The organism is Leptospira dzoumogneensis, assembly GCF_004770895.1.
GTDB classification, from domain to species: Bacteria; Spirochaetota; Leptospiria; order Leptospirales; family Leptospiraceae; genus Leptospira_B; species Leptospira_B dzoumogneensis.
This window is the reverse complement of the sequence record NZ_RQHS01000019.1, coordinates 1-18,001: the sequence shown is the minus strand read 5'-3', so window position 1 is coordinate 18,001 and position 18,001 is coordinate 1. Positions and strand designations below refer to the sequence as shown.

The 18,001-nt window shown below is 41.0% G+C and carries 20 protein-coding genes and 3 tRNA genes; 12 read left to right on the top strand and 11 right to left on the bottom strand.

All coding sequences use genetic code 11. The features are described 5' to 3' along the window. The first annotated feature begins 54 nt into the window (after nt 1–54). A complete protein-coding gene (locus EHR06_RS13750; RefSeq protein ID WP_135757532.1) occupies nt 55–1,782 on the top strand; it encodes an acyl-CoA dehydrogenase family protein in 1,728 nt (575 codons plus the stop codon). Between the two features lie 197 nt (nt 1,783–1,979). Here EHR06_RS13750 and trxA read toward each other — a convergent pair whose 3' ends face one another. Both trxA and EHR06_RS13740 read right to left on the bottom strand, forming a co-directional pair. Beyond that, nucleotides 1,980–2,285, bottom strand: a complete 306-nt coding sequence (gene trxA / locus EHR06_RS13745) for a thioredoxin (protein WP_135614246.1) — start codon at nt 2,283–2,285, stop codon at nt 1,980–1,982. A 124-nt stretch (nt 2,286–2,409) separates the two neighbouring features. Further along, a complete protein-coding gene (locus EHR06_RS13740; protein WP_135757531.1) occupies nt 2,410–3,321 on the bottom strand; it encodes a TIGR01777 family oxidoreductase in 912 nt (303 codons plus the stop codon). Nucleotides 3,322–3,457: 136 nt separating this feature from the next. Here EHR06_RS13740 and EHR06_RS13735 point away from each other — a divergent pair, with 136 nt between their 5' ends. Together EHR06_RS13735 and EHR06_RS13730 are read left to right on the top strand one after the other, a co-directional pair. After that, entirely contained in the window at nt 3,458–4,054 is a 597-nt protein-coding gene (locus EHR06_RS13735) for a hypothetical protein (protein ID WP_244288599.1), read from the top strand. Nucleotides 4,055–4,071: 17 nt separating this feature from the next. Next, the gene (locus EHR06_RS13730) at nt 4,072–4,875 is read left to right on the top strand and encodes a CPBP family intramembrane glutamic endopeptidase (protein WP_135757529.1); all 804 of its coding nucleotides are present in this window, start codon (nt 4,072–4,074) and stop codon (nt 4,873–4,875) included. 213 nt (nt 4,876–5,088) lie between these two features. Here EHR06_RS13730 and EHR06_RS13725 read toward each other — a convergent pair. The 7 genes from EHR06_RS13725 to sppA all read right to left on the bottom strand — a co-directional run bounded on the left by EHR06_RS13725 (nt 5,089) and on the right by sppA (nt 8,422). Next, nucleotides 5,089–5,164: transfer RNA gene (locus EHR06_RS13725), tRNA-His, on the bottom strand. Nucleotides 5,165–5,170: 6 nt separating this feature from the next. Next, a tRNA-Arg gene (locus EHR06_RS13720) sits at nt 5,171–5,247 on the bottom strand. Between the two features lie 18 nt (nt 5,248–5,265). Then, nucleotides 5,266–5,337 (bottom strand) — tRNA-Pro (locus EHR06_RS13715). Nucleotides 5,338–5,372: 35 nt separating this feature from the next. Then, nucleotides 5,373–6,086 carry a tetratricopeptide repeat protein gene (locus EHR06_RS13710; protein WP_135757528.1) on the bottom strand — a complete coding sequence of 238 codons (714 nt, stop codon included), beginning with the start codon at nt 6,084–6,086 and terminating at the stop codon, nt 5,373–5,375. Next, entirely contained in the window at nt 6,087–6,839 is a 753-nt protein-coding gene (gene surE, locus EHR06_RS13705) for a 5'/3'-nucleotidase SurE (RefSeq protein WP_135757527.1), read from the bottom strand. A 10-nt stretch (nt 6,840–6,849) separates the two neighbouring features. Next, nucleotides 6,850–7,452 (bottom strand): hypothetical protein, encoded by a 603-nt coding sequence (locus EHR06_RS13700; protein ID WP_135757526.1) that lies wholly within the window; start codon nt 7,450–7,452, stop codon nt 6,850–6,852. Nucleotides 7,453–7,456: 4 nt separating this feature from the next. Then, nucleotides 7,457–8,422: a signal peptide peptidase SppA gene (gene sppA, locus EHR06_RS13695; protein WP_135757525.1), complete on the bottom strand. Its 966-nt coding sequence runs from the start codon at nt 8,420–8,422 to the stop codon at nt 7,457–7,459. A 287-nt stretch (nt 8,423–8,709) separates the two neighbouring features. Here sppA and EHR06_RS13690 point away from each other — a divergent pair, with 287 nt between their 5' ends. The 7 genes from EHR06_RS13690 to ompL47 all read left to right on the top strand — a co-directional run bounded on the left by EHR06_RS13690 (nt 8,710) and on the right by ompL47 (nt 13,851). Further along, entirely contained in the window at nt 8,710–9,303 is a 594-nt protein-coding gene (locus tag EHR06_RS13690) for a hypothetical protein (RefSeq protein ID WP_135757524.1), read from the top strand. Between the two features lie 144 nt (nt 9,304–9,447). Beyond that, on the top strand, nt 9,448–10,089 hold the full coding sequence (locus tag EHR06_RS13685) for a hypothetical protein (RefSeq protein ID WP_135757523.1): 642 nt from the start codon (nt 9,448–9,450) through the stop codon (nt 10,087–10,089). A 69-nt stretch (nt 10,090–10,158) separates the two neighbouring features. Then, on the top strand, nt 10,159–10,620 hold the full coding sequence (locus EHR06_RS13680) for an SAM-dependent methyltransferase (RefSeq protein WP_135757522.1): 462 nt from the start codon (nt 10,159–10,161) through the stop codon (nt 10,618–10,620). 51 nt (nt 10,621–10,671) lie between these two features. Continuing rightward, a complete protein-coding gene (locus EHR06_RS13675) occupies nt 10,672–11,847 on the top strand; it encodes an Acg family FMN-binding oxidoreductase (protein WP_135757521.1) in 1,176 nt (391 codons plus the stop codon). Nucleotides 11,848–11,852: 5 nt separating this feature from the next. Beyond that, the gene (locus tag EHR06_RS13670; RefSeq protein ID WP_135757520.1) at nt 11,853–12,197 is read left to right on the top strand and encodes a DUF488 domain-containing protein; all 345 of its coding nucleotides are present in this window, start codon (nt 11,853–11,855) and stop codon (nt 12,195–12,197) included. Continuing rightward, nucleotides 12,198–12,680 (top strand): hypothetical protein, encoded by a 483-nt coding sequence (locus EHR06_RS13665; protein ID WP_135757519.1) that lies wholly within the window; start codon nt 12,198–12,200, stop codon nt 12,678–12,680. A gap of 130 nt (nt 12,681–12,810) precedes the next feature. Then, nucleotides 12,811–13,851 (top strand): multi-beta-barrel domain surface protein OmpL47, encoded by a 1,041-nt coding sequence (ompL47, locus tag EHR06_RS13660; RefSeq protein WP_135757518.1) that lies wholly within the window; start codon nt 12,811–12,813, stop codon nt 13,849–13,851. Between the two features lie 94 nt (nt 13,852–13,945). On the opposite strand, the gene EHR06_RS13655 is transcribed toward ompL47, so the two are convergent. Together EHR06_RS13655 and EHR06_RS13650 are read right to left on the bottom strand one after the other, a co-directional pair. Further along, on the bottom strand, nt 13,946–15,184 hold the full coding sequence (locus EHR06_RS13655) for a hypothetical protein (RefSeq protein WP_135757517.1): 1,239 nt from the start codon (nt 15,182–15,184) through the stop codon (nt 13,946–13,948). After that, nucleotides 15,181–16,080, bottom strand: coding sequence for a FecR family protein (locus EHR06_RS13650; RefSeq protein ID WP_135757516.1), 900 nt, complete (start codon nt 16,078–16,080; stop codon nt 15,181–15,183). Before EHR06_RS13650 ends, EHR06_RS13655 begins: the two co-directional genes overlap by 4 nt. A 173-nt stretch (nt 16,081–16,253) precedes the next feature. Here EHR06_RS13650 and EHR06_RS13645 point away from each other — a divergent pair, with 173 nt between their 5' ends. Then, nucleotides 16,254–16,952 (top strand): hypothetical protein, encoded by a 699-nt coding sequence (locus tag EHR06_RS13645; RefSeq protein ID WP_135757515.1) that lies wholly within the window; start codon nt 16,254–16,256, stop codon nt 16,950–16,952. A gap of 86 nt (nt 16,953–17,038) precedes the next feature. After that, a complete protein-coding gene (locus EHR06_RS13640; RefSeq protein WP_244288598.1) occupies nt 17,039–17,857 on the top strand; it encodes a hypothetical protein in 819 nt (272 codons plus the stop codon). The last annotated feature ends 144 nt before the right edge of the window (nt 17,858–18,001 follow it).

Below are 18,001 nucleotides of genomic sequence, written 5' to 3'. Positions count from 1 at the left end.
TGTATTCGCTTATGATAGTGGTATTCAGATCGCCGTTCTTCAAAAGGAAATATTATGAATCATCCATTACGTTTAGCCGAGAACCCGGGTTTATCTTCTTACGACTTAACCGGTTATAAAGGAAATAGAGGTAAAAATTTTTACGAAGAGGATAAGATCCTACAGAGAGTAATAGAAAGATACTCTTCCGATTATAAACCCGATCATAAAAAAGCGATGATCGACCATCTCAAAGGTTATGGAGAATTGGTCGGCGGTATCTTAGACGAACTTACCGAAGCTTCTCACAAGGAAGGTAAATACGGAGAAGTAGTTAAATACGATAGAACGGGGAATCGTATCGATCAGATCGTTTATTCTCACGAACAAAAACTCTCCAGAAAAATTTCCTACGATTACGGGATTGTTAATTTAGATTTTCATGATGAATGGAAATTTCCTTTTACGGATCTTCATAGACAGGCTTTGACCTATCTTGCTAACCAAAACGGAGAAGGCGGAGTGACCTGTCCTTTAGCAATGACGGAAGGTATGATCCGAGTTCTTCAGGGAATCGGAACGGAAGAACAGAAAAAGAAATATCTTCCTTTGGTGGCAGGAAAGGGTTCTTTCTCTCATTTTATGGCAGGCCAATATGTGACCGAAAGAGTAGGCGGAAGTAATGTGGGCGCCAACCGCACGATCGCACGAAAGGGAGAAGACGGAAAATGGATCTTAAACGGAGAAAAATGGTTCTGCTCTAATCCGGGAGATCTTTGGGTCACAACAGCCAAGATAGAAGATACCGAAACAGTCGGATTATTTTTGGTCCCAAGGATCAAAGATAATGGAGAACTGAACGGTCATCATATATTAAGAAAAAAAGATATTATAGGTTCTAAGGGTAAACTCACCGTAGAGATCGTATACGAAGATCTGGAAGCCGAGGCTTTAGGAAGACCGGCTCACGGGATTGCAAACCTGATCCGTTATGTGATCCGAACTTCCAGAGTTCACGTAGGTCTTGCCGCTTCCGGAATGTCCAGAAGAGCGTTTATGGAAGCTCGGGAATATTCCAGATATAGAACGGCTTATGGGAAGAAGATCCAAGATTTTTCCGCATATTCCAGAGAACTCGCGGAGATGAGGATTCTATATGCTGCTTTGGTCATGCCGATTTTCCGTGGGATTGATTGGACCCAAAAAGGAATTTTAGCGGAACAGATCTCCACTCCTTTGATGAAATATAGATCTTCTTCTCTTTCTTCTCAGATCACTCATGGAGCGATTATGGCATTGGGTGGTTCCGGAATTATAGGTGATTACACTTGTTTACCTAGACTTCATAATGATTGTATCATCAATGAGACTTGGGAAGGAACTCATTTGATCATTACGGACCATGCGCTTGGTGCAATGAACAGAGCTAAGATCAGAGATTCTTTCGTTACGGAATTAAAGAAAAATTTCGACTCAGCTAAAAAATACCCTGAACTAAAGGCCGCTGCAGAATTAGGAGAAAATCTACTATTAGATTGGAATAAGAGTATTGAAGAAAAGCCTAGAGAATGGAAGGAAACCTATAGAGTGGATCTTTCAGACCAAGCTTATGGTGCACTTGTTCTTTCCGAGTTTTTAGAGCAGGCGGTTTTTGATAGAACATCCGGCTCTAAAAAATCCAAATTCGATTCTTTTGTGAAGGGTTTTGGAGCTTTCTTGTTCAGGACTCTTCCTAAAACTTTTGGGGATTATGAGTCTTTCCGTTTAGATCAGGAAGAAGTAGACGAGATCGTAAATTGGTAATCGCGACAGCGATACGCAGGGGAAGTCACGGCCGATAAGAATTATATTCAGGATATTGAATGCGATTTGCCGGGACCGGAGCGAACGCGTAGCCCGGAGTAGCGCGGTCCGAGCGAAGTGAAGGAGTCGCCCCGAAGAATCGCTGCGGAAGGTACTCGAGTAAATTGCGAGTGGCCTCCCGTAGCGTGTGTAAAAAGTTAAGCCAGTTTAGGGGCAAAAACTTTCTCCATTTGTGCCTGTGGAATTGCTCCCACCACTTTCTCAGCGATTTGTCCGTCTTTGAATAACATCAGAGTCGGAATGGATTGAACTCCGTATTGCTGAGCCAATTCAGGTTTTTCGTCTATATTGACTTTTACTACGGTGACTTGCCCTGGGTGAGCTTGTGCAAATTTTTCCAGCTCAGGGGCTACCATTTTACAAGGACCGCACCATTCGGCCCAGAAATCTACTAGGATAGGTTTATCATGTGTTTTGAGAAGTTCGTTGAATGAACCAGGCATTGTGTTTTCCATACAGAGATTAGACTCATTCTAAATCGGATGGGAAGCCGTTTTTAAAGGTTTGGAAAATTTTTCGAAAAAACCCGATAGTCCGCGTGCAACGCGGGCTTCAGGAGCAATGCAACTATCCCAGTAAATTTCGAAGAGCAGACTCCAGATTCGGGTATCTGAATTTATAACCCAGCTTTTGGAGTCTTTTTGGCACCACTCTTTGGCCATGGGTTGCCACGATGGCACCTTCTCCGAATGCAAGTGAGAGTGCAAAAGAAGGAACTCTTGTGAATGAAGGACGTCCCAGAGTTTTTGCAAGTGCCTTACTGAACTGCTCGTTGGAAAGAGGTTCGGGAGATACTAGATTGAATGCTCCTTTCGCTTCTTCTTTTCTGATCAGGAACATGATTGCGGAGAGTTGGTCTTCGATATGGATCCAAGAAAGGATTTGGTTTCCACTTCCAATCGGGCCGCCTGCGAATAATTTGAATGCCGGAAGCATTGTCGCGAGTGCTCCGCCTTCCGTAGTGAGAACTACTCCTGTTCTTAAGAGAACAGTTCGGATACCTGCTTTTTCTGCTTCTAAGGCTTCTTCTTCCCAGTCTTTGCATAGGCTGCCTAACTCATCGTCGGAAGCAGGACTATCTTCGTCGAATGGTGGAGTTCCTGCATCATAGGATCCGTAGATCCCGATTGCGGAAGAGTTGAAGAATGTTTTGGGCGCGAACTCTCCCATGGATACGAGTCTTGCAACAAGGTCCCTTGTGAAGTCTACGCGAGAAGATCGGATCCTTTGTTTGTATTCAGGGGTCCAGCGAACTCCAGCGATCGGTTCGCCTGCAAGGTTGATTAGAACGTTTACTCCTTCCAAATCCGCTCTGGTGGGGAGTGAGCCGATCCGAACATCCCATTCTGAAATTCTTTGGAGTCTGGGCGGCAATTTTCCGCTTCTGCTGAAGATCCGGACTCTATGTCCTTCTGCCTTCAAGCGGATCGCCAACATGGATCCTATGAGTCCCGTGCCGCCGGTAATTCCAATAAGCATTTCGCGAACCGCCTTCCTAAGAAATTTCTTTCCGGATCATGATTCGAAATCGGTTTTCTTTCGACAAGAAGAAAGGAAATCCTTCTTGATTCCGGGTCAGGAAATCGACATACTTGAATGAGTGGATTTTTTAAAATTGAAGGCTGTTTCAAAAATTTGGGCAGCGGTTTTCGTCGCCGGACTGGCTTTTTCCAATTATTATCTGTATTCTACCACGAAATCCAAGTTGGAGTCTTATAAATCAGAGCCTCCTTTTTTACGTTTCGATTTCACTGATTCTTATTTAGTGGATCGTTCCTCCCAGGCGCCTTATCTGGCGGACGGAAATTTGGACACTGAGTGGAGAAAGTTAAGACCTTCTTCCATGAAGATGGATTTCGATCTGGAGTTAAAACTTTCTCATCGTCTCAAGTCCGGGACTTATGTTCCTACAAACTGGAAAGGTCTGAATATAATCGCTTGTTCTAAAAATACTCCTCCTCTTTCTCTCAAAATTTTAGAAAGAGAAGCGATCAATGTGGATAAAGAATCCAGACTTCCTGATGATACAGAATATAGTTCTGTCGTTTTGGATTTTTCTAGATCGGAAACTGCTACGGTTTATTTGAAGAAGGATGCGGGTCCTGTTCCTCAAAAAGAATATCCTCATGGGATTTGGATCTGGGCAGTGCAAGGGATATTCGAAAAAATCGGTCCTGATTCTTGTATTAAAGATATCCAACTCTTCGAATAAGATTTTCAGTTATTTGGATGAATTTTTCGGAAACCGGCAGAATCGATTTACCTGAATACAAATCCGGAGCCAGAGAAAGTTTCTTTATCTTTCTTTCTATTATTGTTTTCAGCGCTGCGGTCTTTGAAGAAGTCCGGACTTTATTCGTAGTTCCGGTTCTGCTCTTTTTGTTCCTGCTGATCGGATCTCAATTCAAATGGAAATCCTTATTATATCTGAATATCCCTTTATTCGTATTAACTTTTATTAATATATTTCCCTATGCTAAAAATCTCTGGCCTGGAACCTTGATTTTTGCTTTAGTTTTTTATTTCTTGGTCTTCTCTAAAATTCGCAGGGCCGGGTTATTACGATGGTGGATAAAAGGAGAAGTTTCCAAACAAGTTTTGGGACTTTCCGTTTTATTTGTTCTATCCGCAAGTATCGCTTTGTTTCTTTGGTTTTATCTTTTGGATCCTGATATCAGTGATATCAAAGAGAATTTTCCGAAAGGAGAGATTCCTGTTCTTGTCGCGGCAGGTTTAGGTTTTGCGATCATAAATGCTCTTGCAGAAGAGTTTTTATTCAGAGGGATCTTGTTCGAGGCTTTACTAACTGCGAGACTTTCAGTTTTCTGGGCTCTTGTTTTCCAAGCATTGAGTTTTGGAATTTTACATCTGCATGGATTCCCGCGTGGTTGGGTTGGAGTTGGGCTTGCTGGAATTTATGGTTTAATGACCGGGCTGATCCGGATTTTGAGTAAGGGAATTTATTATCCGGTGTTAGTGCATATATTCGCGGATATTACGATCGCAGGGATTGTTTTGTTTTTTGCCCGTTAGAGAAAATTGGGGTGAACGACGGGGCTTGCCGTTACGCAGTCTCGCATCCTGCTCGACTTGGCTCCACGGCGTCTTTTGCACTCGCTTCGCCATCCTGGCTCGCGGCGCGTTTACGACGCTCTCTACGGATCGCTGCAAACGCTTTCGTGCAAAAGCTTCAAGCCCGATATTAAATATATTAGTTGATTTTGCTGTTTGGGAATGGAAGAAAATTGGGGTGAACGACGGGGCTTGAACCCGCGACAGCCAGAACCACAATCTGGAGCTCTACCAACTGAGCTACGTCCACCATATTTGGTGACCCGAGAGGGATTCGAACCCCCGACCCACTGCTTAGAAGGCAGTTGCTCTATCCAACTGAGCTACCGAGTCTCTTTGAGAAAGAGGAATTCGGGATGACAGGATTTGAACCTGCGACCCTCTGTACCCAAAACAGATGCGCTACCACTGCGCTACATCCCGGATCGAAGTCCATGATTTCGCGGAAGGGCGAGGTGTCAAGTCGCTTGTCTATTTGTTTGAGATAGTTTTTTCAGATGTTCTAAAATGATATCTTCGGTGGGGGCTTTGGTAATCGCTTTTTCGAAGGCCTTTCTGGCTTCTTCCTGTTTGCCCAATTTGGAAAGCAGAACTCCGAAAGAATCCAAATAGGCCGGATTATCCGGATCCAATTGCAGCGCCCTCTTTATGTTTTCCATCGCCAGTTTTAGCTCTTCCGGATTCGGTTCCTTTCCTTCCAAAAGCAGATATGCTACCGAATTTAGGCTATTTTTTTGCTCCGGTCTGAGTCGCAAAATTCTCAAGTGAGTCTCGATCGCGGCTTTCGTGTCCCCGGATTTTTCCAAAGCGGAAGCTTTTAAGGAAAGAAGAATGATATCATCCAGTGAAAGTTTGAGACGTTCTTCCGTTTTTGCCAGAGCGGTTTTATAATCACCGGTCCTGATGAGAGAATAGATCATCATTCTGAACGCGTTATCTCTTTCGGAAAATTTCGGGAATTCTTCCAGCAACTCCTCGATCACTGAAACGCATTTTTTGTGGTTTCCTGTCCTGGAACAACATATTGCAAAATTATAAAGTAGTTCCGGATCTTTTCCAACCTCTGACATTTCCCGGTCGATCAAAGTGATCGCGATCGTATAATTCTCTTTTAGGATTTCAGTGAAAATCCTTCTTTTGGCTGGGATTTTTCTGGAAGTTTTCTTTTCCATTTACTTCGATTTCACCCGGATCCTTTTTTTTAATTCCTCTAATTCAAGCGGAGAAGTTTGATCCAAACCTAAAGGAGTGATCGGTATTTTTCCACGGAAGAATATATCGAAATCGGCCCCTTCTTCAGGAACATATCCCAGGTCCGAGCCGCCTAAGAAGAAGTCGGAGATCCCGCCTATGATCGGCTTGGCCTCGTAAGTATCCACATAGGTCCTTCTGCCCAGCTTTGCTACCTCGATGGAAGATAGTGAGTTCTCGAATTTTTCAGGGATATTGATATTATAAACGATCCCAGGAATAAATTCGTCTATCCATGAGTTCAGAACTTCGCGGACCAATTCGGCTTCTTTGATATAATCGTAGTTTTTGTCCCAGTTCCCGGAGCTGACCGCCACACTTTTTTTATTATGTATGGCTCCATGCCTTGCCGCTCCCACTGTTCCGGAGTAATGGACATCATGTCCCATATTCACTCCTCGGTTGATCCCGGAGAGCACCAAATCTATTTTAGGGAAGATGTTTCCATGAAGTCCGATGTTCACGCAGTCTACAGGAAACCCATCCACGATATAATGGTTCTCATTCACTCTTTCCACTCTTAAAGAATCATGAATGCTCAGCGCCATAGAAGTTGCGGAGCGTTCTTTTAGAGGAGCGATCAGATAAGTATTATGCTCTTTTCCTAAAACTTTTTCCAAAGCAAGGATCCCGTTGGAAGAGATCCCGTCGTCGTTGGTGATTAGAATATTCATATTATATAATTTACGGAAGAGAAGGATTGAACGATGTGATCATCGCGGAATACATAGCCAACGGCAGGAAGAAGGTCACAATAAAGGTGATAATATTGATACGAAAGGAATCCTTAAATTTCAGATCGTAAATATAAGAAGTCCCGCGAACCAATACCGCCATAAACAATCCGTAATGGATCGAATATAAAGTGACCACTCCGAATCCGCCTTTTATTCCTAGCTGAGCAAGAAGAATTGCCCAAGCCGCATTGGAGATAAAAAGAGAAAGAGAAAGATTCACGAACCTGAATGTGGTATTTGCGTTTCCTTTCTTTCCGCTGGATTGAGCAAGTCCGTCTACAATGAATGCTATCGCATAAGGCAATAACATGAAGAATAATAAGTGAGTCAATGCCGCGATCAGGAATTGTCCGAAACTTCTGCCGGTAAATGGAGGAGTAATAAATACATAACCTGCACCTGCGCTCAATGAAGCAAGTATTAGGACCAAACCGCCTACTAGTTTAAGCGGATAGATTCCCCAGGAAGAAATTACATTCTCCACTCGGAACGGCTCGAATAATACCGCATCTAAAAGATCTATAAATCTGCCGAATAATTCTTTCAACACAGGATTACCATGCCATCGAATGTGGATATAAAACTAAAACGGGAGAACGTTTGAGTTCTTGTAGAAATGCTTTTTCTCCGCTGAAAAATCCTCCGGATTTTGCCTGCATCAGTTGGAAGAATCTATCCCAAGGATTTACTTCTTCTTCGAATAATGGAAGAGTTCCGTCATAATTGCAAAGTTTGGAAAGTTCCGCTAATGCTTCTCTTCTGCCGCCTATATCATCTACTAATTTGTTCCTGAATGCGTCTTGCCCGGAATAGATCCTTCCTTCCGCCAGGGCCTCTACAAATTTTACAGTTTGGTTTCTTCCTTTGGCTACATCTTCGATAAATTCTTCGTATGTATCGGAGAGCATTTTTTGGATCATCGCGTCTTCTTCAGGAGTATTGTCTCTGAAAAGTGAAAGTGAGTCCTTATACTTTCCTTCTTTGAAAGTGCGGACCTTTACTCCGTATCTCTCCAAAAGTCCTTTGATATTCGGTGCGATCGCGATCACCCCAATGGAGCCTGTCAAAGTTCCGCCTAACGCGAAAATTTTATCCGCAGCGGAAGCTATATAATATCCGCCGGAAGCGGCGATGTCCTTCATGGACACTACGACCTTCTTGTTCTTATCCTTTCTGAGATACATTAACTCTTTATAGATCTCTTGAGAAGCACCTACGGATCCGCCTGGAGAGTTGATCTCCACTAAGATTCCTACGATATTAGAATCGTCTTCTATCGATCTGAGTTGTTCCAATATGGTTTGGGCTCCCGCAGAATCATAGCTGGAACGTCCGGAGTGGATCTCTCCTTCTATCTTGATCAAAGCTGCTCCCAATCTATCGGTCCCGAATCCGGAACCTGCATCCACTTTCGTTAGTTTGGAAGAAGATACGTTGGATACTAAATTGATAAGTCCTACGAACAAGGAGAGAATGGTGACTACAAAGGTGACTGCTAATGCGATACGATTTCGGTCCACAATTAGAGTGGATCTCGGTACCGATCCCCTGTCAATGAAATAGCGGGACTATCTATCCGATTTGGGTAAGAGGTTGGTTTTGCTTAGGGGAGCTGGCCGGTTTTTCTTGACGAAGGGATAAGTTTAATATGTGTATCAATGATAGGTATGGGAGTGTAAATTTGTTTAGGATTTTGACCTTTGTTTGGCTCTTAGTTTTTGCTCTAATTTTCGAAGGTTGCCTGACTTTCAGATTTGGGCACGTAAATATTATTAAGGACGATTTTAAGAATACTCATATCATAAAAATGAAATTATTACTTTTATCGAATGAACCTTATTTGGATCATTTCGGTGCGCCTACCTCCTTAAAATATTACTTCTATTTCGATCTTACGAGAGAGATTGGTGCAGACAATAAGATAATCCCGACTTCCGTTAGATTTTCATATCGTGGTGCGACTGGCGATGCTCCTATTGCAAAAACCGGCTTTTTAAAAATAGGGGAGAAGATCAATCCTCTTGTGATCGGTAACTCGGACAGTCAACTGGTTACAAAGACTTCGGTTACTACCTCAACCTCTACTAATTTTGCAAATGGAGGTTCGGATCACTCAAACGCAATTATGAATGCGAAGGGTGGATTTGTGGATTTTACCAAAGTCAAATCTTCAGGAACAGGAAATACTCAGACTAAAACTTCTGTTCATACGCATACAAGTAAAGAGCAGAGTGGAATGTTTTTGTTAAAAAGAGAAGATGAACAAGCGATATTAGAAGGTAAACCTTTTAGTATTCGTTTCTATATGGGATCTTATCCTTTAACTTTCGAATTTAATGAGAAGAATTCGAATTATCTTAAAAACTTTCTACTTGCAAAGCCTGGAATGCAGGCGGATTAAAAGTATTCCTGCCGGAAAAACACGTTATCCAAAATGAGATAACGTGCTAATTTAAATTTTTATCATATTTAGTCCAAAAATACTCTCTTGACCTGTCGCAGATTTTCATTTGATTGGATTCTATATATAAATTGGAGAATTAACTTGTTTAAGAGAATATTCATATTGTCCGTTTTGGTATCCGTTATGACCGGATGTATGTTCGATACTGTAAGGATTACAAAAGACAATTTTAAAAATACCCATTCCGTAAATTTGAAATTAAAACTTAAAGCAGAAGAATCATATCCAGGCACTCTTATTGATTCTTTTCTTACGAAATATATAGTTGAACTGGACGTTACCCGTGAATTGGGCAAGGAAGTTTTAGTTCCGACTGTCGCTAGGGTAAAGGTTCATGCGACAACTATGAACAACCCGATTGAGCGTAGCGGCTTCTTACAAATAGGGGACAAAACTTCTACTTTAGCTTTTGGAAACGTTTCTGCTCAAACTGTTACTACTGTTTCCACAAAAGCCGCTTCAACACCTAACTATGGATACAATTCCACAGCCTCAACTTCCGGAGGTATGGGTGGTACGAAAACCAGCCTTAGTACTCAAACCAGCACCTCGGTACTTCTTAACGCTACTTTTCTTATGAAAAAAGAAGATGAGGACGCAATTTTAAAATCCAACGGATTTTCTATTCGTTTATACTCAGGATCAGAACCTATCACCATCCCGGTTGTAGAAGGCGACCTGGAAAAATTCAAAGAATACTTAAACGCAAAACCGGAAGACTGAAATTAATTCCTTGCCGAAGAGTATTTTCCATCGTCTCTTAAAACATCTTTTAGGATGAAAGAGGCTTTTATGGAATTTACGATTCGGCCGATCGCAAATGTCTCGAACTCAAGATCAGAGATCCAGGATGATTATTGGGCGGAAATCGTTTCCGAGATCAAACTGGAAGACGATATTCCTTCTGAGTCTTTGGATGGGATCGAGACATTTTCCCATTTAGAGATCATCTATATCTTTCATAAAGCCGTTGGATCGGAACCTGTCTTAGGCAGTGAACATCCGAGGGAAAACAAAAGATGGCCTAAGGTTGGGATCTTTGCGCAAAGAAAGAGAAATCGTCCGAACCATATAGGCTCTACTATCGTAGAACTTTTGAGAAGGGACGGCAAAAAACTTTTGGTGAAATATTTGGATGCGATCGATGGAACTCCGGTAGTAGATATTAAACCTGTGATGAGGGAATTCCTGCCAATGTCCGGGATCTCTCAGCCGGATTGGTCCAAAGAATTGATGATAAATTATTGGGAATAGTTCTCCCGAATTGGATTGACTCCGACTTAGTTTCCCTTAGGTTTTTCGGCCATGGTTTCATTCAGTCGAAAAACATTTTTAAAATACGGCATTAGTTTCGGTGTAATTCTTTCCACTTCTCAAATTTTACAATATTGTAAAACTTCCTCAAAGGAAAGATATGATTATGAAAGAAAGGATCCTTTCGGTCCTGGATTTCTTTCCGAGAATATTTCCCCTATCTTAAAGGCGATTCGTATCGGGATCACCGCTCCGAATCCTCATAATGTACAACCTTGGAAATTCAAACTTATAGATGATCATTCTGCGTTTTTATATGTGGATGAGAAACGTTTATTAAAAGATACGGATCCAACCTTTAGGCAAATCCATATTGGACAAGGTACCTTTCTAGAAAACCTAAGTTTAGGAATTCAAGTCTTAGGTTATTTTGCGGAAGTTTCTCTTTTTCCGGAAGGAAAATATACGATTGGAGATATCGGCAAAAAACCGATCGCTAAAATTGTTTTGAACAAACAAGAAGATATAGTCCGTAATCCTTTATCCGAATTTATTTCGGACCGAGTAACAAGAAGAAGTATTTATGAAGGTGAAGATCTAACTCAGGAAGATTTTGAAAAGATCCGTAAAGATTCCGCGGTTTTGTATTCCGAACTGAAGTTCATTCCTAAAGCGGGCTCTGAGAACTTAAGAAAACAATTGGTCGCTGCGATGCAAATGGAAACGGATACTTATAATACCTATGAAGAATCCAGGATTTGGTTCCGTTATAATGATGAGGAGATCGGAAAATTTAAAGACGGACTTTCTTTGAGAGCGACAGGTGTTTCCGGCTTGAAATATTTTTTCGCTCGGAATTTTTTCTTAAAACCCGGTGTCGAAAGCTGGCATTCCGATGAAAATAAAAAAGCGGGCATGGATATGTTTACTTCCCAAGTAGAAAGTTCTAAGGGATTTATTTTTCTGAAAACGGATCATAACGAAATCATAGATTGGGTCCAAGCGGGAAAAGATTATCTTCGTTTGCAATTGGCAACTACCAAAAACGGATTTTCTATTCATCCAATGAGCCAGATATTACAAGAATATCCTGAAATGGATCCTATCAGAAATGAATTCGAGTCTTCTTTAAGATCCGGAGAAAAGATACAGATGTTGGTTCGTTTAGGAAAAAGTGACTATCATTATTATAGCCCTAGAAGAGATCCTAAAGACTTTATCTTATAAATGCGATGCAGATTAAGATCAAAAGAGTGTACGAGTCTCCTTCGAAAGAGGATGGAAAAAGAATTTTAGTAGATCGTCTTTGGCCGAGAGGGATCAGCAAAGAATTCGGAAAAATAGATCTTTGGTTAAAGGAGATCTCTCCTAGTAACGAACTCAGAAAATGGTACGGTCATGATCCGGAGCATTGGGCCGAATTCAAAAAAAGATATTGGGCGGAATTAAAATCTAATCCGGAAGGTTTGGAAAAATTAAAAGTATCTTTGGACGAAAAAGTGGTCACCTTTTTATATTCTTCTAAAAATTTGGAATATAACAACGCGATCGCTTTAAAGGAATTTTTGTCGAAATAAATGAATATACTCAAAAAAATCCTGTTCTGGCTCGGAGACCTTCTGTTCTTACTTATTCCGTTATGCATCGTTCTTGCGGAATCAGGGACCTGCACACAAGGAGACGACAGTATTTACCTTTTATTTACCCAGGCTTCTTTTGTAGTTTCGGTATTTTGCCTTTTTTTAATATGGTTCGGGATCCCTTCCGGAGGCCTGGTGGGACAGGCGCTTGTCACCTTTCCATTTCTGATCTCTTTGTATTTTTATATAGCTTATATCCCCGTTTATTTCGTATATTCTACATTACAAAATCAAGATTTATGTGCGGTGATTGTTTCCGATCTTACCTTGTATAACGCTACGACTGTGGTCCAAAATGGGGCAGCAAGTTTGTTTTCTCGATCCTACGCTATTTTGATGTTATTGCCTGTTTTGAGTAGTTTTTTGCCTGTATATAAATTTTGGAAGTCCGGCTCCTTCTCCAAAAAGGAAAAGAAATAGAAGATTTTTTCCGCAGGAAGATGACGAAATTTAGCCTGAATTTTTTCGAATTTCTTACATAGAATGGGAAGATTCCGTGGATTTTTTGTCGTCAAACAGTGATAACACTAATTTTTCATTGGAGAAAAGAATGAATCGCAATCCCTTATGGGTCCTTCTAGCAAGTATGCTAGTCTCCAGCGCTATTTTCGCTCAAACTTCGCCGAGTACTACAACTGCTCCTCCGAAATCCACCGCACCTAAGGCGGAAACTACTAAACCTTCTACAACAGAAAGAGAATCATCTTCCGGAGAAAAACCGGATCTATACATCAACTCCCAATCTTCCTTCGAGTTCAACTCTAAGGACGAAGGTTCCACTGTGGATTATATCGAATATAAGATCGGGTCCGGGGATTATACAAAATATGTTTCTTCAATCACATTGGTAAGAGAAGGTCTGACTAAGATCACTTATAGAGCGGTCGACAAGGCGGGGAATAAAGAACCGGAAAAACATTTTAACGTCCTTGTGGATAATACTCCTCCTTCTACCAAGATCACTCCGAGTGCTGCACTTGTAGTTCATGAAAATACGAATTATGCTACTAAAACTTTAACTTATTCTATCACTGCTCAGGATAACCTGGCAGGTGTTCAGGATATCAAGATCTCTATCAACGGTTCCGAGCCTAAAGTTTATGATGGTAAACCGATCCAGTTGGAAAAAGCCGGAGTGAATACTATTAAGTTTTCTGCAACTGATAAGTCCGGAAATACTTCCACTGATTCTGTTTTAGCAGTAACCGTGGACCAAGAAAAACCTTTGGTTGAACTTTTCGGTTCTGCACTTGTAACTGTGAAAGATAAAATTTTCGTAAAAAGCGGAAATGCATTCACCATCAAGGCTTCCGATACATTATCCGGAATTAAACAGATCTTTTATAAATTGGATTCTGGCGAATGGAAATCATATGCTGATCCTGTTTCTGTAGAAGCACAAGGAAATCACACGATTGAAGCTAAATCGGTGGATTCGGTAGGTAATGAAAGCGAAGTGAAGAAGATCGCTTTTATAGTAGATACCACTCCTCCTGAGACTAAGATCCAAAAAGTGGATAATAAACCGAGCTCTCCTGCTCCGGCAGCTAAACCGGCAAGTTCTTCCGCTTCACCAGGCACAGAAAATTAGAAATCGCCAAAAGGGATCCGTTTAGAATACGGGTCCCTTCTTCTTTACTTCTTTAAAGTCCGCAGCGCGGTCCATTTTATAATAATTTAATAAGCTATTTTTCTTGGAGTTCGGATCCGGTCTTTTGCCAATCCGGTTTTATTGCGTTCACTTTGATCTTGAACTCTGCCTGGTTTCCGACTCTGTCTGAAGTATAAACCGTAACAGTATGAATACCGGTATTGAATCCGATCGGAGCTTGGTAAGATTGGATAGGACCATTGCCGATCTTGTATTCCAATTTAGAAAGTCCTGATCCTGTGCCGGGATCTTCGCAGCGAATTGCGATGAGTCCGTTTTCTTTTAGATAATAGATACCGTCTTCTCTGAGTTTACCTTCTGTAGGGGCGAATACGCAGACCGGATGTTTTGCATCTATCAATAAGGGGATCTCCGATTGGATATAATTTCCTGCTTTATCATTTGCTTCCCAACGAAGAATGGAGAGCCCATCTATACCTGAAGAAGAAATTTTGATCGGCTTCTTTGCCTCTTCGCCGGAAAGAGTTAGATTTACTTCCGCTCCGCTTCCATCTCTGGCGGCAAGATTGATCGTTATCTCTTCTATTCCGGAACCTTCTTCAGTAGCTTGTAATGTAAGTTCTGCTCCGGATTTAATCTCTATTAAACCTGATTGTCCCTTCTTCTCTCCTATCAAACGGACTTGAGGTGCAGTCGTATCTTTAAGATATTTTGTCTTTTTAGGTGTTTCCTTATTTCCTAATATATCTTCGGAATAAAATTCCACTTCGTTCCAGCCTTCTTGGGAAAGAGAAATGGAACCATCATAGCTTTGCCATTCTCCTCCATTCACCCTATAATATGTAGAGACTGGAACTTGTTTTTGAGAGTTAGGAGATCCGGGGGAATTGGTAGAAGGTCCGCTGGTTTTAGGATCACCCAGTGAGATCCTCAATTCTTCCGAAGAAGCGACTACTGTAGAAGGTCTTTCTACTTTTACTTTAGGTGCTGCGGCGAATTTATCCGCCAAAGAAATGATAGGAGAAGAAACTCCTCTTCCTCCATCCACATTGATCCCGACTACTCGAACATAGAATTTAGAATCTTGTGAATTGAATTCATAACGGAAGTTTTTGGTCTTATAAAAATGGTGTATTCTTAAAAATTCTCTGTCTTCCGATAGTTCGATCAGATAATATTCTGCACCTTGGCTGGGTTTCCAGCGAAGACTTACTCTTTGTTGTTCGGAAAATGCCTCTCCCGAAAGAAGAAGCAGTAAGGATAATAAAAATGAAAATTTATATTTTATAATATTCCGATCCAGAATTCTCACTCTAACTCAACCTTTTCGGGAAGTTTTTCGGGCTTAGAAGGAGCTTGTCCTTTTACCACAGTAGTACCGAATCCTGCAGGGACCGCCACTGTTTTTCCTTCTGCGGAGACTTCTAATTCTCCTTTATAACATCCTACTGTAGTGTTTTCAGGATCAGGGGCGCTTACATATAATTCAGTTCCTCTCACTCCTACTACCGCTGTAGGAGTTAATACCATAAATTTGCGGGTATCATCCCCGGGTTTTTTAGGCGGGACTTTGGCTTCTAGATATCCGGATTTGAGTTCCAGAATTCCTCCATCCTTGTTCAACTTATATTCTGAAATAGATTCCGAAGTTGTTTTTATGATCTTAGTTAAGGTCTTTTCTCTTAACTCTACAATTGTTCCGCTTTTGGAGAATATAATTTTAGAAGAAGAACCTTGTCCCGTTTGGACCCAATCATCCATATTCAATAATTGGTCTTTGGAAAGTTTGGACCAACTTGCAGGAAGTCCCGTCGGAGTAAAATCTCTGGAAAATTGGACCTGTCCTCTTTGGAAGTCTGCGATTGCCACCGGGCCGGCATTGGGTTTTATAATTTCTCCGGTTGCTGAGATCGTATCTTTTCTTAAAAAGCCCGGTATAAATAGAGTAGTGCCTTCTCTAATCAAAGAAGGGTTTGGAATTTCATTATATTTTAATAATTCTTTCCAGTTCCTTGGGTCTTGTAGAAATTCCTTTGCGATCTTGGATAAGGTATCATTCTTCTTTACCTTGTATTCGAAAACGTCTTCATGGACTCCTTTTTTGGGCTCTGCAAGAAGGCCTATTAAAGAAACGGAAATAAGTAGGATTGCAAAAAATCGAAATAATTTAGATCGAGAAATCGAATACTGAAAATTCAGAGAAGCCATGATTTATCCTGGAAACTAGTTCTAACCTAGTATTAGAAGAGAATCTTGTGGGAATTCCAACAAAATACGGCGCTTAGGCGAAAAAGGAGAAGAAAGAATTGGCCGGAATTTCGAGGAAAATGATTGCCTTATTTTCTAAAATTCCAATGATTTGGGCCTCTTTTTGAGATCGTATGTCGGCCCATCTTCCACCTCTTGTTCCAATAGTTTTCGGTTCTACGGTATTCGCTATTTTAGGATATTTTTTCTCACTTGTCCTGGGTTCTAGAAAAAATTGGATCGGTTCTTCTTTGATCCTTTTGGCTTTAGCGGCCTGGCTTGCACTGCAAGGGATCTTAAGCGGGACCGGATTTTACCTGGTCACCGATCCTTTTCCTCCAAGATTTTTATGCATGGTGGTTCCTCCTGTCTTGTTCTTGGTTTTACTTTTCATTTTTCCTTCTAGTAGAACTTGGATGGATCAAATCCCCGGGGAAAATTTAACGTATTTACATCTGGCAAGAATACCGGTGGAGCTTGTCTTATACTGGTTGGCAATGTACGGTTGGGTCCCGATCAGTATGACATTTGCAGGTTGGAATTTCGATATTCTGATCGGTCTGACTGCTCCGATTGCAGCTTATTTCATTCTGAATAAGCCGACATCCTCTAAAAATTGGATTTTGTTTTGGAATATAGTAGGCCTTTTATTTTTATTGAATATAGTGATCTTGGGGATCTTATCTGCACCGGGGCCTTTTCAAAAATTATCTTTTGAAAGACCGAACACTGCGGTACTTCAATTTCCATACGTATGGCTGCCATCCTTTATAGTTCCTTCCGTTCTGTTCGCTCATCTTGTTTCCATCCGAAGAAGGTTTGTTGCAGGCTGAATTTGGATCGTTCTTTACGAAAGTCTTATTATAAATTACTAATTTCAATTTTCTGCATATTATTGTTTTCCTTTTGTTTTCCGGACATGGTCCGTAAAAAGAAAACTGAAAACGATTGGTTCAAGATTGAGAAGATCTTCTATAAGACTGAATCTAAAAAAATCGAGATCTTTCTAAAAGGAACAGTTAAAAACCCGTTTATAGTAGGTTTGGAGGGATTTGAATTAAATGAAAATTCTTCCGATATTTTATTATTCCAACAAGAAAAGGTATTTCCGATCGGATCTGTTCTTTTAAAATTTAGGGTAGAAGTTCCCGAAAATAAGGATTGGATCCGAAAAATCGGTACCACGCGTAAATGGATCCGGATCGCATTAAAAAACGATAATGGACAAATCACTCATTTACAAACAGAAGTTTCTATCCATGAATCCGATAAAAAACAATTCAGAAGAGACCTTTCATTGGACGCAGAAGGGGAGTCTATTCGTTTGGATGGAAGAGAGTGGAAACTTGTTTCCGATGTTGACAGGATGGACCAAGCATTATTGCAGTATGTTCCTAAGTCCGAATCCTTATTATTCTGGAATGAAATGCTTTCTATTCATATTTATAAGGTGAGGGCTTCTTCTCCTTTTGAAATTTACTCCTTATTGGAGTCCGGTAAGAAGAAAGAGTGTCCAAATATTCTTTGGAATTTGGAATCGGAGAAGTCCGGAAAAATTTCTTATTCTTGGGAAAATTCCGGATGTGGTAAACAGCCTGTCTCTTCTCAAGTTTCTAAGTTATATAGAGGAGAATTCGGAATTTATAATATTCGTTACGATCGAAGAAACAAGATCAGCTCAGATGACAAAAAACGCTGGTCTGAATTATTGGATCTTATGCCTTCGAAGTTGGATTGAGTTTTCGGATATTGATTTTGATCTTTTGTAGGAGTTCCTACATGGGTTAGCGGCGGCCCCCGCCCTGGGTACAAACCGGAGACATGGGTAACAAAATAGACCGGGAACATAGGTAACACTAAACGTATGCAAAGGAGGGTTAAT

Coding starts and splice junctions, on each gene's coding strand:
- EHR06_RS13730 (WP_135757529.1), top strand. CDS start 4,072: ATGAATTTTTCGGAAACCGGCAGAATCGATTTACCTGAATACAAATCC.
- EHR06_RS13750 (WP_135757532.1), top strand. CDS start 55: ATGAATCATCCATTACGTTTAGCCGAGAACCCGGGTTTATCTTCTTAC.
- EHR06_RS13690 (WP_135757524.1), top strand. CDS start 8,710: ATGAAATTATTACTTTTATCGAATGAACCTTATTTGGATCATTTCGGT.
- surE (WP_135757527.1), bottom strand. CDS start 6,839: ATGAATATTCTAATCACCAACGACGACGGGATCTCTTCCAACGGGATC.
- EHR06_RS13665 (WP_135757519.1), top strand. CDS start 12,198: ATGAATATACTCAAAAAAATCCTGTTCTGGCTCGGAGACCTTCTGTTC.
- EHR06_RS13670 (WP_135757520.1), top strand. CDS start 11,853: ATGCAGATTAAGATCAAAAGAGTGTACGAGTCTCCTTCGAAAGAGGAT.
- EHR06_RS13645 (WP_135757515.1), top strand. CDS start 16,254: ATGTCGGCCCATCTTCCACCTCTTGTTCCAATAGTTTTCGGTTCTACG.
- trxA (WP_135614246.1), bottom strand. CDS start 2,285: ATGCCTGGTTCATTCAACGAACTTCTCAAAACACATGATAAACCTATC.
- EHR06_RS13710 (WP_135757528.1), bottom strand. CDS start 6,086: ATGGAAAAGAAAACTTCCAGAAAAATCCCAGCCAAAAGAAGGATTTTC.
- ompL47 (WP_135757518.1), top strand. CDS start 12,811: ATGAATCGCAATCCCTTATGGGTCCTTCTAGCAAGTATGCTAGTCTCC.
- EHR06_RS13680 (WP_135757522.1), top strand. CDS start 10,159: ATGGAATTTACGATTCGGCCGATCGCAAATGTCTCGAACTCAAGATCA.
- EHR06_RS13740 (WP_135757531.1), bottom strand. CDS start 3,321: ATGCTTATTGGAATTACCGGCGGCACGGGACTCATAGGATCCATGTTG.
- EHR06_RS13650 (WP_135757516.1), bottom strand. CDS start 16,080: ATGGCTTCTCTGAATTTTCAGTATTCGATTTCTCGATCTAAATTATTT.
- EHR06_RS13675 (WP_135757521.1), top strand. CDS start 10,672: ATGGTTTCATTCAGTCGAAAAACATTTTTAAAATACGGCATTAGTTTC.
- EHR06_RS13640 (WP_244288598.1), top strand. CDS start 17,039: ATGGTCCGTAAAAAGAAAACTGAAAACGATTGGTTCAAGATTGAGAAG.